The following is a 15735-nucleotide window of genomic DNA, read 5'->3' as shown; positions in this document are numbered from 1 at the left end:
CGCAGCGTCACCGACTTCCCGGGCCGATGGTGGCCGGTTGACGCCGCGTTGACGGTGCCGGCGGCACCGTGTCGCCAGTCGTCCGGCGAGACCGGTCGTCACGCACCGGGACGCACTCAGGGGAGGCTGCGCATGGACCGCTCGCTCATCGTCGCCAAGGTGGTGCCGACCGCCGAGGATCGGGTCGCCGAGATCTTCGCCGCGTCCGACGCGACCGAACTGCCCGGCCTGGTCGGCGTCCGGCACCGCTCCCTCTACCGGCTGCACGACCTCTACGTGCATCTCCTGGAGACGGAGGCGCCGGCGCAGGGGGCGGTGGAGGAGGCGCGCGGCCATCCCGAGTTCGTCCGGGTCAGCGAGCGGCTCCGGCCGTACATCTCGCCGTACCTGCCGACCTGGCGCTCGCCGCGCGACGCCATGGCCCACTGCTTCTACCGATACGACGCCCCCGGGCGGCAGTCGTGACCACCACCGCGCCCCAGGACGAGCAGCTCTGGTCCCGCTGCGACGGCTGCGCCTCCCTGCTCTACCGCAAGCGGTTGCGGCGCAACCTCGACGTCTGCCCGGAGTGCGGGTCGCACGCGCGGCTCGACGCGCCGGACCGGGTGGCACAGCTGGTCGACCCGGACTCGTTCACCCCGCTGCCGGAGCCGGCGGTGCGGGTCGACCCGATCGGGTTCGTCGACGCGCTGCCCTACCCGCACCGGCTCGGCGCGGCCCGCGCCGCCACCGGCCTGGACGAGGCGGTGCTCTGCGGGACCGCACGGGTCGGCGGCCACCCGGTCGCCCTGGCGGTGATGGACTTCCGCTTCCTCGGCGGCAGCCTCGGCTGCGCGGTCGGCGAGCTGATCACCCGGACCGCGGAGCGGGCGCTGGCCGACGCCACGCCGCTGGTGCTGGTCACCGCCTCCGGCGGGGCGCGGATGCAGGAGGGCGCGCTGTCGCTGATGCAGATGGCGACGGTCAGCCAGGCCGTCGCCGGGCTGCGCGAGGCGGGGCTGCTCACCGTCAGCGTCATCACCGACCCCACGTACGGCGGGGTGGCGGCCTCCTTCGCCACCAACACCGACGTGGTGCTCGCCGAGAGCGGCGCGCGGCTGGGCTTCGCCGGGCCCCGGGTGATCCGCCAGGTCACCGGCGCCACGCTGCCGGAGGGCTTCCAGACCGCCGAGTTCCTGCTCCGGCACGGTCAGGTCGACCTGGTGGTGCCCCGGCACGCGCTGCGCGGCCGGTTGACCGCGCTGCTCGCCGCCGCCGAGGCCGCCCGGCGGGTGCCCGTACCCCGGCAGGAGCCGGCGCCGCGACCGGCCGCCGCGCCCGCGGCGAGCGGCCCGGCCCGGGACGCGTGGGAGACGGTACGCACGGCGCGGCACCCCGGCCGGCCCACCACCCTCGACTACCTGGAGACCGCCTTCGACGGCTTCGTGGAGCTGCACGGCGATCGGCTGGGCGCGGACTGCCCCGCGGTCGTCGGCGGGGTGGCGCGGCTGGACGGCCGGCCGGTGATGGTGATCGGCCACCAGAAGGGACACACCACCGCCGAGCTGGTGGCCCGCAACTTCGGCATGGCCAGCCCGGCCGGGCACCGCAAGGCGCTGCGGCTGATGCGCCTCGCGGCCCGGCTCCGCCTGCCGGTGGTGACCCTGGTGGACACCCCGGGCGCCGACCCGGGCGTGGACGCCGAGCAGCAGGGCCAGGCCGCCGCCATCGCGGAGAACATCCTCGCGCTGAGCGTGCTGCCCACGCCGGTCGTCGCGGTGGTCACCGGCGAGGGCGGCAGCGGTGGGGCGCTCGCCCTCGCGGTCGCCGACCGGGTGCTCATGCTGGAGCACGCCGTCTACTCGGTGATCAGCCCGGAGGGCTGCGCCGCGATCCTCTGGCCGGACAGCTCGGCCGCGCCGCAGGCCGCCCGGGCGCTCCGGCTCACCGCCGCCGACCTGTGCCGGCTGGGGGTGGTCGACGAGGTGGTGCCCGAGCCGCGGCCCGCCGCCCACGGCGACCCGGCCGGCGCGGCCGAGCTGCTGGGCCGGGCGGTGGCGGCGAACCTCGCCCCGCTGCTCGCCGTGCCGCCGGCCACCCTGGTCCGCCGCCGCCGGCAGCGCTTCCGCCGCTTCGGCGCCGCGCGCTCGGCCGCCACGAACCCGCCGGGCGGGGCGATCGGGAGTCGGACACGAACGGAGGTGGCGCGGTGAGCGCGGAGGCGGGGCCCGAGGAGGTGCTGGACGGGTTGAGCCGGCACGCCCGCAAGCTGGTCGCCGAACTGGCCGGCCCGGTGCGCCGGGTACGGCTGCGCAGCGGCGAGACCGTGCTCGAGGTGGAGTGGCACGGCCCGGCCCGGCCGGCGCCCGCGCCGCGTGCCGAGGCGGAGCCGGTCACCGAGCCGCGGGTCGAGGCGGTGCCGGCGACGGACCGGCCGGTGGTGCGGGCGCCCGTGGTGGGCACCTTCTACCGGTCCCCCGAGCCCGGCGCCGCCCCGTTCGTGGCGGTCGGCGACGTGGTCCGGCCCGGCCAGGTGGTCGGCATCGTCGAGGCGATGAAGTTGATGAACGAGGTGACCGCCGGCCAGGCCGGGCGGGTCGTCGAGCTGCTGGTGGAGGACGGCAAGCCCGTCGAGTACGACCAGCCGTTGATCGCCCTGGAACCGCTCACCGGACGGGACGCCTGATGTTCGACAAGGTGCTGATCGCCAACCGGGGCGAGATCGCGCTGCGCGTGCTGCGCGCCTGCCGGGAGCTGGGCGTCCGGACGGTGGTGGTGCACTCCAGCGCCGACGCCGACTCGCTGCCGGTGCGGCTGGCCGACGAGACCGTCCAGATCGGACCGGCGGCCAGCCGGCAGAGCTACCTGAACGCCGCCGCGATCGTCGAGGCGGCCCGGCAGACCGGCGCCCAGGCCGTGCATCCCGGCTATGGATTCCTCTCCGAGGACGCCGACTTCGCCGAGATCTGCGCGGAGAACGGGCTCACCTTCGTCGGCCCGCCGCCGCAGGTGATGGCCGCCCTCGCCGACAAGTCCACCGCGCGGGCGCTGATGAGCCGGGCCGGCCTGCCGCTGCCGCCGGGCAGCGTGCGGACCCTGCCGACCGCCGCCGACGCGCTCGCCGTGGCCGCCGAGGTCGGCTACCCGGTGATCGTCAAGGCGGCCGCCGGCGGCGGCGGGCGCGGGATGACCGTGGTCCGGTGCGCCGCCGAACTGCCCCGGGCGTACGCCCGCACCCGCGCCGCCGCCCAGGTCGCCTTCGGCGACGACCGGGTGTACGTCGAGCGCTACCTGGCCGACGCCCGGCACGTTGAGGTGCAGGTGCTCTGCGACGGCCACGGCAACGGGATCCACCTGGGCACCCGGGACTGCTCGGTGCAGCGCCGGCACCAGAAGCTGATCGAGGAGGCCCCCGCCCCGGCGCTGCGACCGGCCACCCTCGACACGCTGGCCGAGGCCGCGCTGCGCGGCGCCCTCTCGGTCGGCTTCACCGGCGCCGGCACCGTCGAGTTCCTGGTCGACGAGGCGGAGCGCTGCCACTTCCTGGAGATCAACTGCCGGATCCAGGTGGAGCATCCGGTGACCGAGATGGTCACCGGCATCGACCTGGTCCATGAGCAGTTGCACGTCGCCGCCGGCACGCCGCTGCGCTGGCGGCAGGAGGACGTCCGGCTGCGCGGGGTGGCGGTCGAGTGCCGGGTCAACGTGGAGGACCCGGAGCGCGACTTCGCCCCGGCGCCCGGCCGGCTCGACCGGTTCCGGCCGCCCGGCGGCCCGTTCACCCGAGTCGACACCCACGGCCACGTCGGCTACCTGGTCAGCCCGCACTACGACTCGCTGCTGGCCAAGGTGGCGGTCTGGGCGCCGGACCGGGATGGCGCGCTGGACCGGCTCGACCGGGCGCTCGGCGAGTTCGAGGTGGCCGGTCCGGGGGTGCGCACCACCATCCCGTTCGCCCGGCGGGTGCTGCGCGACGCCGCCTTCCGCGCCGCGCGGCACACCACCGCCCTGGTGGAACGTCTGCTCACGCCGCCCGCCGCCGCCGTAGCCGCCGCCGATCGCCCGCCGGTCGCCGATGTTCCGCCGGTCGCCGACCGGGCCGGGCCGGTCACGCCCGTCCCGGTGACCGACACCCGAGCCGACGCCGACCCGGCCGGCCGTACCCCCGTCACGGCCGTGCCCGCCGCCGGCCCGAACGCCTGGAGGAACCGATGACCGTCGCTCCCGACCGACCGCTCGCCAACGAGATCACCGACATCCTGGTGACCCACTGCGGCCTGGACGCCGACGCGGCCGCCCGCACCCCGGCCGCCAGCCTGGAGGAGCTGGGCATGGACTCGCTGGCGCTGCTCGAACTCTCCGCGGTCGTGGCCGACCGGTGGCGGGTGAAGATCCCGGAGCAGGCCGGGCAGCTCAGCATCGCCGGCGTGGCCGATCTGGTGGCCCGGAAGGCGGACCAGCCCGGGCACACCGAGAACGCCGTCGACATCGCCGCCCCGCTGCCGCTGGTCTGGGAGATCACCAACGACGTCGCCCGGTGGACCGAGCTGTTCACCGAGTACGCGGTGGTCGACATCCTGCACCGGGAGGGCGACACGGTCCGGTTCCGGCTGACCATGCACCCCGACGAGAACGGCACGTCGTGGAGCTGGGTCAGCGAACGCACGGCCGACCCGGCCACCCGCGAGGTGCACGCCCGGCGGGTGGAGACCGGTCCGTTCGAGTACATGCGGATCCACTGGCGCTACGACGAGATCCCCGGCGGCACCCGGATGACCTGGGTGCAGGACTTCGCCATGAAGCCCACCGCGCCGGTCGACAACGCCGGCATGACCGAGCGGATCAACACCAACAGCAAGGTCCAGCTCGCCGTCATCAAGGAGCGGATCGAGCGGGCGCACGCGGGAGGCGCGCGATGACCGACACCACCACCGCCCGGGTCTCCGTCCACGACGTCACCGCCGACCGGCGGCGCGGCGGCGAGCTGCGGGTGCTGCTCGGCCCGAAGACCGTCGGCAGCACCTCCGGCTTCATGGGGGTGGCCACGCTGGCGCCGGGGGAGCGGATCGCCGAGCACTACCACCCCTACAGCGAGGAGTTCCTCTACGTGGCCCGCGGCGTCATCACCGTCGACCTGGACGACCAGCCGGTGCCCCTCGCCGCGGGCGAGGCGCTCTTCGTGCCCCGGGACGTGCGGCACCGGCTCCGCAACACCGGCGACGAACCGGCCGAGGTGGTCTTCCACCTCGGACCGCTCGCCCCCCGCCCGGAACTCGGCCACGTCGACACCGAGGGCGCCCCACCACCCCGGAAACCGTCGTGACCGGGCGGCGCACGGTGGTCACCGGTGTCGGCGTCGTCGCCCCCGGCGGCGCCACCCGGGACCGGTTCTGGAAGACCATTACCGAGGGGCGCACCGCCACCCGCCGGATCAGCTTCTTCGATCCGTCGCCGTTCCGCTCGCAGATCGCCGCCGAGTGCGACTTCGACCCGGACGCCGCCGGCATCACCCTCGCCGAGCGGCAGCGCGCCGACCGGTACGTGCAGTTCGCCCTCGCCTGCTCCGCCGAGGCGCTCGCCGACAGCGGCCTGACCCTCTCCGACGCCGACCGGGAACGGGCCGGCGTGGTGCTCGGCACCGCCGTCGGCGGCACCATGGCGCTGGAGAAGGAGTACGTCCGGGTCAGCGACTCCGGCCGGCGCTGGTTGGTCGACCACACCCTCGGCGGGCCGTACCTGTACCAGGCGCTGATCCCCAGCAGCCTGGCCGCCGACGTGGCCTGCCGGCACGGCCTGCACGGCCCGGCCCAGGTGGTCTCCACCGGCTGCACCTCCGGCATCGACGCCATCGGCTACGCCCACCAGCTCGTCGTCGACGGCGAGGCGGACATCGTGCTGGCCGGCGCGTCCGACTCGCCGATCTCCCCGGTCACCGTCGCCTCGTTCGACGCCATCGGCGCCACCAGCCCGGACAACGACGACCCGGAGCACGCCTCCCGGCCCTTCGACGCCGACCGGCACGGTTTCGTCCTGGCCGAGGGCGCGGCCGTGCTGGTGCTGGAGGAGGCGGAGCACGCCCGCCGCCGGGGCGCGCACGTCTACTGCGAGGTGGCCGGCTACGCCAGCCGCAGCAACGGCTTCCACATGACCGGGCTGCGCCCCGACGGGGCGGAGATGGCCGTGGCCATCAGCGACGCTCTGCGCCAGGCCCAGCTCGCCCCGTCGGCCGTGTCGTACGTCAGCGCGCACGGCTCCGGCACCCGGCAGAACGACCGGCACGAGACCGCCGCGTTCAAGCGGGCGCTGGGCCCGGCCGCGTACCGGGTGCCGATCAGCTCGATCAAGTCGATGGTCGGGCACTCGCTCGGCGCGATCGGCTCGATCGAGATGGCCGCCTGCGCGCTGGCCATCGAGTACGGCGTGGTCCCGCCCACCGCCAACTGGGCGACCCGGGACCCCGAGTGCGACCTGGACTACGTGCCCAACGAGGCGCGGGAGGTGCCGGTGGACGTGGCGCTGTCGGTGGGCAGCGGCTTCGGCGGCTTCCAGTCCGCGATGATCTTCCGCCGGATGGCGGTCAACCCATGACGGCGCGGGCCGTGGTGACCGGGATCGGTGTGGTCGCGCCCACCGGGGTCGGCGCGCGGGCGCACTGGGACGCGGTGCTCGCCGGCACCCGGCGTACCGGGCCGATCACCCTGTTCGACCCGGCCGGCTACCCGACCCGGATCGCCGGGGAGGTGCCCGACTTCGACCCGGCCGGGTTCACCGACACCCGGCAACGGGTGCAGACCGACCGGTGGACCCACCTGGGCTTCGCCGCCACCCGGCTGGCGCTGGCCGACGCCGGCCTGCCCGAGGAGGCCCCCGACCCGTACCGGTGGGCGGTCACCCTGGCCAGTTCCTCGGGCGGCAACCTGTTCGGGCAGAAGGAGCTGCAACGGCTCTGGGGCGGGCCGACCCGGACCGTCGGGGCGTACCAGTCGATCGCCTGGTTCTACGCGGCCAGCGTCGGCCAGCTCTCCATCCGGCACCAGCTCAAGGGGCCGTGCGGGGTCACCGTCTCCGAGTCGGCCGGTGGGCTGGACAGCCTCGCCCACGCGGTGCGGACCATCCGCCGCGGCACCCCGCTGGTGGTGGCGGGGGCGACCGAGTGCCCGCTCAGCCCGTACGCGCTGGCCTGCCAGCTCCGCTCCGGGCTGCTCAGCGACGTGGCCGACCCGGAGCGGGCGTACCGGCCGTTCGACGCCAGCGCCACCGGCTACGTGCCGGCCGAGGGCGGCGCGGTGTTCGTGGTGGAGGAGCTGGGGCACGCGCTGGACCGGGGAGCCCGGATCTACGGGGAGATCACCGGCTGGGCGGCCACCCACGACGCCGCGCCGACCGACGCCGAGGCCGGCCCCGACCCGACCCACTACGCCCGGGCGCTGCGGCTGGCCCTGGACCGGGCCGCGGTCCGCCCGCACGACGTGGACGTCATCTGGCCGGACGCGCTCGGCGTGCCCGCGTACGACCGGGCCGAGGCGGCCGCCCTGCGCGCGGTCTTCGGCGCGGCGACCCCGCCGGTGACCACGCAGAAGCCGCTGACCGGCCGGGCCCACCAGGGCGGCTCGGCGCTGGACGCGGCCACCGCGCTGCTCGCCTTCCACCACGGCCTGCTGCCCGCCTCGGCCGGCCCGGAGCAGCCCGCGCCCGGTTGTGAGCTGACCTTCCTGCGCCGGCCGCGCGCGCCGCGTAGCCGGATCGCCCTGGTCGGGGCCCGCGGCTTCGACGGCTTCAACAGCGCCGTGGTCCTCCGCGGCGCCGCACCCCCGCCGGCGGGCGAGAGGTGACGGGGCCGGCCCGGTACACCTTCCGGTGCCGCGTCACGATGGTCGTGCCAGGTACGCCGTCTTGACGTCGCCGGAGAACCCGCAGGCTCGGTAGAAGGCGTGGGTCGCGGGCCGGCGCGATCCCGTCATGAGCATCGCCTTGTAACAACCCGCGTCCCAGGCGGCCTGGAGCGTGCCGGCCATGATCTGCTTGCCCAGACCGGTGCCGCGCCGCGATTCCTCGACCACGACGTTCTCGATGACGGCGTAGGGCGATGCCGATCGGCTGATGTTGGGAATCACGTTGAGGTACGTGCTGGCGACGACGATCCCGTCCATTTCGAGCACGAAGAGATGCAATCCCGGAGTGGCCAGGATCTGCGCGAAGGCCCGCGCGTCGGATCCGTCCGTCACATGCGGATCGCCGGGTTGCAGTTGCCGGTAGAGGTGGATGATCTGCGGGAAGTCGTCGAGCCGGGCCGCACGGAACATGCCGCGAGCGTAGACACCCGCCGGACCGCACCGCACAGCGCCCGAGCACAGCGTCGGACGGCCGGCGGGCTACCGAGCCGGCGTGCCGTCGATCCTGCCTGTCCGATCGAGCCTGAGCAATCCGTCCGGCCGCCCTTATTGATCTACCCATTTGCATGTAGCAATGCATCGAAGGGCTGTCGTACTGTTCCGTCAGCACCCCGGAGCACGCACCTGTTGGGCGGATTTCGCCCACTTCGAGGCTGGACGGTGGGCGGTCGTGACAGCACATCCTATGGCGGAAGAATCTGCGTCGACAGCGGTGAGTTGGGTGGACGACATTCTGTTCACCGGGCGCGACACCGACGTTTGTCTCCGCCTGCCGGAGCCGATCGACAAGGGCTCCCTGCGCCGCCTCGTGGGCGAGGCGCAGACCCGGCTGGCCGAGGCCGGCCTGCGCCCCGGCGGCGCCGCCGCGCTGCGGTTGCCGCCCTCGCTGGCGTACGTGGTGAACCTGCTTGCCACCTGGCGCAGCGGCGCGCAGGCGATCCTGCTGGACCACCGGCTCACCGACCACGAGGTCGACAGGGCGCTGCACCGGCTCACCCCGCAGGTGGTGGTCGCCCCGGTGCGCACCGGCGGCGGGGCGCTGCGGATCTTCGTCGACGTCACCGCGGGTGTCACGTCGTACTCGGACCGCCCGGCCGGCAGCCCGCACGCAGTGATCCAGCTCAGCTCCGGCTCCACCGGACCGTCCAAGGTGATCGGCCGCACAGCCGAGGACCTGGTCGGCGAGGTGCACCGCTACACGAAGATCGACGGGGTGGCGCTGCCCGGCGAGCGGATCGTCCTGCTGCCGTCCATGGTGCACGTGCTCGGCCTGGCCGGCGGCCTGCTCTACGGGCTGCACGCCGGCGTCGAGCTGTGCCCGCCGGAGCGGCTCAGCGGCGACGCGATCCTCGCCGCCGTCGCCGCCCAGGACAGCCCGGCCACCGTGCTCGGCGTGCCGTTCCACATCGGCCTGCTCGCCTCCACCGTGCCGTCCCGGCCGCTGCCCCAGCTCAAGCGGATGACCACCGGCGGCGAGCTGGTCCCGGCCGCCGTCGCCCGCGCCTTCACCGACCGCTACGGCGTCCCGCTGGGCAACATGTACGGGATGACCGAGGTCGGCGTCATCGGCACCGACCTGTACGGCGCGCACCGGCCCGCCATCGCCCCCGCCCCCGGCATCCGGGTTCGGGAATCCGGCGGCGAGCTCTGGGTGAGCTGCCCGGCCAACCCCTACGTCGGGCTCGCCGACCCGACCCGCTGGGCCGACGGCTGGCTGCACACCCGCGACGCCGGCGTGGTCGACCCGGGCACCGGGCTGGTCACCATCAAGGGCCGGCTCGACTCGCAGGTCTCGGTGGGCGGCATGAAGGTCGACCTGACCGAGGTGGAGGCCACCGTCGCCGAGCTGCCCGGGGTGACCGCCGCCGTGGTGGTCTGGGACGACGGGATCACCGCGTACGTGCAGACCGACGGCTCGCTCTCCGAGGACACCCTGGACAAGCTGCTCGTCGAGCGCCTCGCCGGCTACAAGCGGCCCCGCACCCTGCACCTGCTCGATCAGTTGCCCCGCACCACCACCGGCAAGCTGGTCCGCTCCGCGCCGGCGCTGCGGGACGCGGCATCATGACCGGCCCGCTGTTCGAGGAGGACCTCGACCGGACCGGCCGCCCCGGCGACCGCGACCGCGAGCACCAGGCCGTCCCCGCCGTCAGGATGGCCGACCCGCACCCCGGGGCAGCCGGGGACCGGGCGCAGCAGCTCGCCGCCCGCGTCGGGCGGGGGCATCCGGCGGCGGAGCCCACCATCGCGCAGCCCGGTGCCGAGCGCCTTGCCCACCGCCTCCTTGGCCGTCCACAGGCGCAGGAAGTCCAGCTCCCGGCCGGCTTCGTCCCGGGCGGCGAGCCAGGCCGCCTCGTCCGGGTCGTACCAGCGGCGGGCCAATGGCGTGGCGGGCAGCCGCCGGCGCCGCTCCACGTCCACCCCGACCGGTCCGCCGATCCGGGCGGCCACCACGACCACCCCGTCGGTGTGGCTGACGCTGACCGGCAGCGTGAGCCCGTCGCCGGCGCACACCTCCGGGCGCCCGCCGGGCGCCCGTCCCACCCCGATCTCCGCCTCGGGCCGGTCGAGCAACGCGCCACCCGCGCGCCTCAGCAGCCGCCGCGCCAGCTCCCGCTGGTCGCCGGCGGTACGGCCGGTCCACACGTACACGGTGTCCCGACCGGGCACCGGTAGCTGGCTCACGGAAAGAGGTTAACGCCATGCGAGACGAGGTCCGCACCTTCGTCATCGAGCAGCTCGCCGACATGAACTACGACGTCGAGGACATCGACGACGACACCACGCTCGGCCCTTCCGGCGTCGATCTCGAGTCGCTGGCCCTGGCCGACCTCGCCGTCCGGGTCGAGGACCGGTACGGCCTGAAGTTCGCCGACGACGAATCGGAGAAGCTGGCCCTGATGACGGTCGGCGAGTTCACCACGATGGTCGCCGACCGGGCGGCCGCGAACAGCGACAAGTCCTGATGACCGGTCGGCCCGACCTGGGGCGAGCTGACCTGGTGAGCATGCTCGCCGAACTGACCGCGAAACCCGTCGACCAGGTGCCCGACCGGATCGGCTCGATGGAGCTGGCCTGGCTGGTGCACCTCGTCGAGCAACGCTACGACCGCCGGCTGGACCTGACCGACGACCAGCTCGCCGGCATCCGCACCGTCGACGACGCGCTGGCGGTGTTCCGCACCTCGCTGACCGTTCCCGCAGATGGCTGAGCGGGAGCATCTGAGGATCACCGGCGTCCACGCGCTCAGCGCCCTCGGGAGGGGCGCCGACGCGCTGCTCGCCGGGGTGCTCGCCGGCACCCCGGCATTCGCGCCGGTGCGTCGCTTCGACACCGCCGGCCGCCGGGTCACCGTGGCGGCCACGCTACCGGAGGTCGGCACCCTCGCCGACGAGCTGACCGACGCGGTCGACCGGGCGTGCCGGGCGGCCGGCCTGGACCGGGCGCACCGGGCCGCTGCCGCGCTGTTCCTGGCCACCCACGGCGGCCCGCACTCGCTGCCGGTGCCGACCGGCGAACCAACCGGGGGAGGCGGGGACGCCGGGCCGGAGGTGCCGGCGCTCGCCGGTCACCTGGCCCGCCGCTGCGGTCTGGGGGAGCGCACCCGGATCTACACCACCGCCTGCGTGTCGGCGAGCACCGCGGTCGCCGACGCCGCGACCCTCATCGGGCGGGGCGACCTGGACCGGGTCGTCGTCGCGGCCGGCTACCTGGTCGAGCCGGACCAGTACGCCCTCTTCGACGCCGGCCGGGCGCTGGCCGCCGACGGGGCGGTCCGCCCGTTCAGCGCCGGCCGGAAGGGGCTGCTGCTCGGCGACGGGGTGGTCGCGGTGGTGCTGGAGTCGGCCCGCGCCGCCGCCCGACGGGGCGCCCCGACGCTGGCCACCGTGGCCGGCTGGGGGCGGGCCGGCGACGCGTACCACCCGTGCCAGCCGCACCCGGCGGGGCGCGGCCTGGCCCGGGCGGTCGGGGCGGCGCTGCGCCGGGCCGGGCTGCCGGCCGCGGCGGTGGGCTACGTCAACGCCAACGCCACCGGCACCCCGTACAGCGACGCCTCCGAGGCGGCGGCGCTGGGCGAGGTGTTCGGCGCGGCGGGCGGGCGGATCCCGGTCAGCTCCACGAAGTCGGTGCACGGGCACGCGCTGGAGGCGTCCGGGCTGCTCGAACTGGTGGTCACCGTGCTGGCGCTGGGGCACGGCAAGCTGCCGGTCAACGCCGGCTGGCTCGCCCCCGACGAGAGCTGCCCGCTGGACGTCATCACCGACGCGCCCCGCCCAGCCCTCACCGCCCACGCGCTGACCCTCAACGCCGCCTTCGGCGGCGCCAACACCGCGCTCCTGGTCGGTGCGCCGTGACCGCCACCCATCCCGACCCGCGATCGTGCACCTTCCGCCCCGACAACTCGGGCATGAGGCCCCTTCCACCGGCACAAACTGCAAGATCGCGCGAAGGGGGAGTCGTGCTGGCTCAGGCGCGGTGGAGTGGGGGCTGCGATGGGTTGCCTCCGGCGGTGCCGGGGTTTGTTCACTCGGGGTTCGCGCCCCTGGTGGTGGCGGTGGTTGAGCGGTGTCTGCGGGCGCGGTACGGGGAGGGGCCGCTGCCGGTCGGGAATCGGACGGCGGTGGTGCTGGTCAGCGCGAGCGGCGACCGGGCCAGCGCCGCGCACGTCCGGGCCACGGTCGGCGCCGGCGGGCGGGTCGGTCCGCTGTTCTTCTTCCAGTCGGTGCCGAACAGCGTGGCCGGGCACGTCGCGGCGCGCTGGGGACTGGACGGGCCGGTGGTGTGCCTGAGCCCGACGGGGGACCCACGGGCCGAGGGCACCGCCGAGGCGGACCTGCTGCTGTACGACGGCGACGCCGCGCAGGTGTTGCTGGTCCTGATCGAACAGGCACCGGACGGTACGCCGGGCGAGGCGACCGCGGTGCTGCTGGGGGAGGGAACACGTCAATGAGGACGACGGGACTGCGCGGCGCCCTGGCGGCCGACACCGAGCTGGGCGCGGGCAACGTGCTCGCCCGGGTGCTGGCCCACGGTGCCGACCCGGACGGGCCGGGACTCACCTTCGACACCGCGGTCGACGGCCACCCGGCCGAGGCCCCGCTGACCCTGGGGCGGCTCGACGAGCTGGTCGCCGCCCGGGCTGCCTGGCTGCACGAGCGCGGGGTGAAGCCGCGCGACCCGGTCGCCGTCTGGGCCGGCGCCGCCGCCGACATGGTGCTGTCGTTCCTGGCGCTGACCCGGCTCGGCGCGATCCCCGCGCTGATGAACGGCAGGCTGCGCCCGGAGATCGCCGCCGAGTACATCCGCCGGCTGCGCGCCGCCGGGGTGCTCGCCGACGCGGCGCACGCCGCGGCCCTGGCAGGGCACGAGCTGGGCGCGCCCCTGCTCGGCGAGCCCGCCGAGGCGGGCACCGGCGACCCGGCCGCGGCCCCGCCGCACTACCGGCACCACGACGAGGACCCGGTCGTCATCACCCACACCTCCGGCACCACCGGGGTGCCGAAGGCGGTGCTGCACTCGCACGCCAGCCTCTTCGCCGCCACCCGGCACCTGCTCGCCATGCCGCAGGCGCAGGGCACCACCCGGATCCTCAACGCGCTGCCCGCCCCGCACACCGCGACCGTGCTCATGGTCAACCAGGCGCTGGGCAACCGGGCGGAGATGTACCTGCTCTCCGAGCAGGGCGGCGAGCGGGTGCTCGACGCGATCCAGCGCTGGCGGCCGGACGGTGTGTTCGGGTTCTCCGTCACCTGGGCGGAGCTGGCCCGCTTCGACCTCGGCGCGTACGACCTGGACTCGGTGCGGCTGTGGTTCAACACTGGCGACTGTTCCCACGAGCCGCACGTACGCCGGCTGGTCAGGGTCGGCTCGCGGGACGTGATGACCCGCGACGGGGTGACCCGGGTGCCCGGCTCGGTCTTCATCGACGGGCTCGGCTCCAGCGAGATGGGGCACTCGATTTTCCACATCACCCACACCGTCGACACCGACCGGTACGGCCGCTGTATCGGCCGCCCCTACCGGTTCGCGAAGGTGGCCGTGCTCGACCCGGCCGGCAACGAGCTGCCACCCGGTCAGGTCGGCTGGCTGGGCATCGACTCGCCGTCGCTGTTCCGGGGTTACTGGAACGACTCGGTCACCACCTACCGGTCCCGGCTGCGCGGCTGGTACCTCACCGGAGACCTGGTCCACGCCGACGCCGACGGGCGCTACTACCACCTGGACCGGGCGGTGGACTCGGTCGAGGCGGGCGACGGGCGGCGGTTCTTCACCGCGCTGTCCGAGGAGCGGATCCTCGCCGCCTGCGCCGACGTCACCGACTGCACCGTGGTGATCGTCTCCGACGGTGGCACGGTCGTGACCGACGTGCTGCTCGAACTCGCCGCCGGGGCGGACCCGGCCGAGGACCGGGGCGCGCGGGTCCGGGCCGCGCTCGGGCCCGACCTGGCCGCCACCCTGCGCCGGGTGGTGCCGGTCCGCGCCGACGACATCCCGGTCACCGTGACCGGCAAGGTCCGCAAGGTGGCGCTGCGCGAGCGCTATCTCGCCGAGTCGCCGTCATGAGCGCCGTCATCACCGGCATGGGGCTGTTCACCCCGGCCGGCCTGGGCGTCGAGGAGACCTTCGCCGCGCTCACCACCGGCCGGTCCGGGCTGCGCCGGCCGCCCGAGGGGCACCCGGCGCGGGACAGCCTCGAGGTGGCCGGGGTGCTGCCGGAGATCGACCCGCGCAGCGTCGCCTCCGGGCCGGAGACCAAGGTGCTCGACCGGGTGGTGCTGCTCGCCCTCCTCACCGCCGCCGAGGCGCTCGCCGACGCCGGCATCGAGGTGGGGCGGGACGTCCACCCGGACCGGATCGGAGTGATCGTCGGCGGCGTCGGCGGGATGTCCACCCTGGAGAGCCAGGTCCTGGCCCGCGCCGCGCGCGGCCGGGCGGCGGTCAGCCCGTACCTGCTCACCGGGATCCTGCCGAACATGCCGTCGGCCCGGATCGCCATCGCCCACGGCATCCGGGGCTACAGCTCCTCGGTGGGCACCGCCTGCGCCTCCGGCGCCCAGGCGGTGGCCGACGGGGTACGCCTCATCCGGGCCGGCGAGGCCGACGTGGTGGTCTGCGGGGCGAGCGAGGCGCCGCTCTTCCCGACCTTCGCCGACACCTTCGGCAACGCCCGCGCCCTGGCCCGGGGCTGGGACGAGCCCACCGAGGCCAGCCGCCCGTTCGACAAGCGGCGCAACGGGTTCGTGCTCGCCGAGGGGGCGGCGCTGCTGGTGTTGGAACGCGCCGAGCACGCCGCCGCCCGGGGGGTCGCCGGCTACGCCGAGGTCGCCGGCTACGGGGTGAACACCGACGCGTACCACCCGACCGCGCCCCGGCCGGACGGCGCCGGCGCGGCGGCCTGCATGCGCCGCGCGCTGGCCTGCGGTGCGGTGACGCCGGCCGAGGTCGGCTACGTCAACGCCCACGGCACCGGCACCAAGCTCGGTGACATCGCCGAGACCACCGCCCTCGCCGACGTGTTCGGCGTCGGCGGGGTGCCGGTCAGCTCCACCAAGGCGCTCACCGGGCACCTGCTCGGCGCCTCCGGTGTGCTGGAGGCGGCGGCCACCGCCCTCGCCCTCGGGCGCGGGTTGCTTCCGCCCACCTACCACCTCGACGACCCGGACCCGGACTGCGAGGCGGACCACGTCCGCGCCGCGCCCCGGGCCACCCGGGCCGACCACGCGCTGACCAACTCGTTCGGGTTCGGCGGCCAGAACGTCAGCCTGCTGCTGCGCCGGGTCTCGTCAGCGGCCCGGCGGGCCGACGGGCCAGCCGCACCGGCCGCGACGAGCTGATCGGACTCCATCCCGGGCGGACGCCCGGG

General features: G+C 75.2%; 17 protein-coding genes. 15 read left to right on the top strand and 2 right to left on the bottom strand.

The genetic code is table 11. The features are described 5' to 3' along the window. Positions 1 to 132: 132 nt before the first annotated feature. The 8 genes from AC0OLQ_RS22145 to AC0OLQ_RS22110 are packed head-to-tail and all read left to right on the top strand — an operon-like array spanning position 133 to position 7811. Positions 133 to 465, top strand: coding sequence for a TcmI family type II polyketide cyclase (locus tag AC0OLQ_RS22145; protein WP_484527829.1), 333 nt, complete (start codon positions 133 to 135; stop codon positions 463 to 465). Then, entirely contained in the window at positions 462 to 2192 is a 1731-nt protein-coding gene (locus tag AC0OLQ_RS22140) for an acetyl-CoA carboxylase carboxyltransferase subunit alpha (RefSeq protein ID WP_484527828.1), read from the top strand. Before AC0OLQ_RS22145 ends, AC0OLQ_RS22140 begins: the two co-directional genes overlap by 4 nt. Beyond that, complete coding sequence (gene accB / locus AC0OLQ_RS22135) at positions 2189 to 2665, top strand: acetyl-CoA carboxylase biotin carboxyl carrier protein (RefSeq protein ID WP_484527827.1); 477 nt, start codon at positions 2189 to 2191, stop codon at positions 2663 to 2665. Before AC0OLQ_RS22140 ends, accB begins: the two co-directional genes overlap by 4 nt. After that, positions 2665 to 4194: an acetyl-CoA carboxylase biotin carboxylase subunit gene (locus AC0OLQ_RS22130; protein ID WP_484527826.1), complete on the top strand. Its 1530-nt coding sequence runs from the start codon at positions 2665 to 2667 to the stop codon at positions 4192 to 4194. The genes accB and AC0OLQ_RS22130 overlap by 1 nt, the downstream gene beginning before the upstream one ends. Beyond that, positions 4191 to 4898 (top strand): SRPBCC family protein, encoded by a 708-nt coding sequence (locus AC0OLQ_RS22125; protein WP_357340660.1) that lies wholly within the window; start codon positions 4191 to 4193, stop codon positions 4896 to 4898. The genes AC0OLQ_RS22130 and AC0OLQ_RS22125 overlap by 4 nt, the downstream gene beginning before the upstream one ends. Continuing rightward, entirely contained in the window at positions 4895 to 5302 is a 408-nt protein-coding gene (locus tag AC0OLQ_RS22120; protein ID WP_484527825.1) for a cupin domain-containing protein, read from the top strand. The genes AC0OLQ_RS22125 and AC0OLQ_RS22120 overlap by 4 nt, the downstream gene beginning before the upstream one ends. Continuing rightward, positions 5299 to 6567, top strand: a complete 1269-nt coding sequence (locus AC0OLQ_RS22115) for a beta-ketoacyl-[acyl-carrier-protein] synthase family protein (RefSeq protein WP_484527824.1) — start codon at positions 5299 to 5301, stop codon at positions 6565 to 6567. Before AC0OLQ_RS22120 ends, AC0OLQ_RS22115 begins: the two co-directional genes overlap by 4 nt. Then, entirely contained in the window at positions 6564 to 7811 is a 1248-nt protein-coding gene (locus AC0OLQ_RS22110) for a beta-ketoacyl synthase N-terminal-like domain-containing protein (RefSeq protein WP_484527823.1), read from the top strand. The genes AC0OLQ_RS22115 and AC0OLQ_RS22110 overlap by 4 nt, the downstream gene beginning before the upstream one ends. Positions 7812 to 7844: 33 nt before the next feature. Here the strand turns inward: AC0OLQ_RS22110 and AC0OLQ_RS22105 are convergent, their stop codons facing one another. Then, positions 7845 to 8282: a GNAT family N-acetyltransferase gene (locus tag AC0OLQ_RS22105; RefSeq protein WP_484527822.1), complete on the bottom strand. Its 438-nt coding sequence runs from the start codon at positions 8280 to 8282 to the stop codon at positions 7845 to 7847. A gap of 274 nt (positions 8283 to 8556) precedes the next feature. Between AC0OLQ_RS22105 and AC0OLQ_RS22100 the strand changes: the two genes are divergently transcribed. Continuing rightward, positions 8557 to 9939, top strand: coding sequence for a class I adenylate-forming enzyme family protein (locus tag AC0OLQ_RS22100; RefSeq protein ID WP_484532403.1), 1383 nt, complete (start codon positions 8557 to 8559; stop codon positions 9937 to 9939). Here the strand turns inward: AC0OLQ_RS22100 and AC0OLQ_RS22095 are convergent. Next, positions 9870 to 10556, bottom strand: coding sequence for a 4'-phosphopantetheinyl transferase family protein (locus AC0OLQ_RS22095; protein WP_484527821.1), 687 nt, complete (start codon positions 10554 to 10556; stop codon positions 9870 to 9872). The genes AC0OLQ_RS22100 and AC0OLQ_RS22095 overlap by 70 nt on opposite strands. A gap of 17 nt (positions 10557 to 10573) precedes the next feature. Between AC0OLQ_RS22095 and AC0OLQ_RS22090 the strand changes: the two genes are divergently transcribed. From AC0OLQ_RS22090 to AC0OLQ_RS22065, 6 genes are read left to right on the top strand one after another with little or no spacing between them, the layout of a single operon-like run. Further along, positions 10574 to 10837 carry an acyl carrier protein gene (locus AC0OLQ_RS22090; protein WP_484527820.1) on the top strand — a complete coding sequence of 88 codons (264 nt, stop codon included), beginning with the start codon at positions 10574 to 10576 and terminating at the stop codon, positions 10835 to 10837. After that, a complete protein-coding gene (locus AC0OLQ_RS22085; protein ID WP_484527819.1) occupies positions 10837 to 11082 on the top strand; it encodes an acyl carrier protein in 246 nt (81 codons plus the stop codon). Before AC0OLQ_RS22090 ends, AC0OLQ_RS22085 begins: the two co-directional genes overlap by 1 nt. Then, the gene (locus AC0OLQ_RS22080; RefSeq protein ID WP_484527818.1) at positions 11075 to 12226 is read left to right on the top strand and encodes a beta-ketoacyl-[acyl-carrier-protein] synthase family protein; all 1152 of its coding nucleotides are present in this window, start codon (positions 11075 to 11077) and stop codon (positions 12224 to 12226) included. The genes AC0OLQ_RS22085 and AC0OLQ_RS22080 overlap by 8 nt, the downstream gene beginning before the upstream one ends. Positions 12227 to 12279: 53 nt before the next feature. Beyond that, positions 12280 to 12822, top strand: a complete 543-nt coding sequence (locus AC0OLQ_RS22075; RefSeq protein ID WP_484532402.1) for a beta-ketoacyl synthase chain length factor — start codon at positions 12280 to 12282, stop codon at positions 12820 to 12822. After that, complete coding sequence (locus tag AC0OLQ_RS22070; protein ID WP_484527817.1) at positions 12819 to 14435, top strand: class I adenylate-forming enzyme family protein; 1617 nt, start codon at positions 12819 to 12821, stop codon at positions 14433 to 14435. Before AC0OLQ_RS22075 ends, AC0OLQ_RS22070 begins: the two co-directional genes overlap by 4 nt. Beyond that, positions 14432 to 15706: a beta-ketoacyl-[acyl-carrier-protein] synthase family protein gene (locus AC0OLQ_RS22065; protein WP_484527816.1), complete on the top strand. Its 1275-nt coding sequence runs from the start codon at positions 14432 to 14434 to the stop codon at positions 15704 to 15706. The genes AC0OLQ_RS22070 and AC0OLQ_RS22065 overlap by 4 nt, the downstream gene beginning before the upstream one ends. The last annotated feature ends 29 nt before the right edge of the window (positions 15707 to 15735 follow it).

The organism is Micromonospora sp. Utrum1 (assembly GCF_057197805.1).
This window is presented reverse-complemented; position numbering and strand designations above follow the sequence as displayed.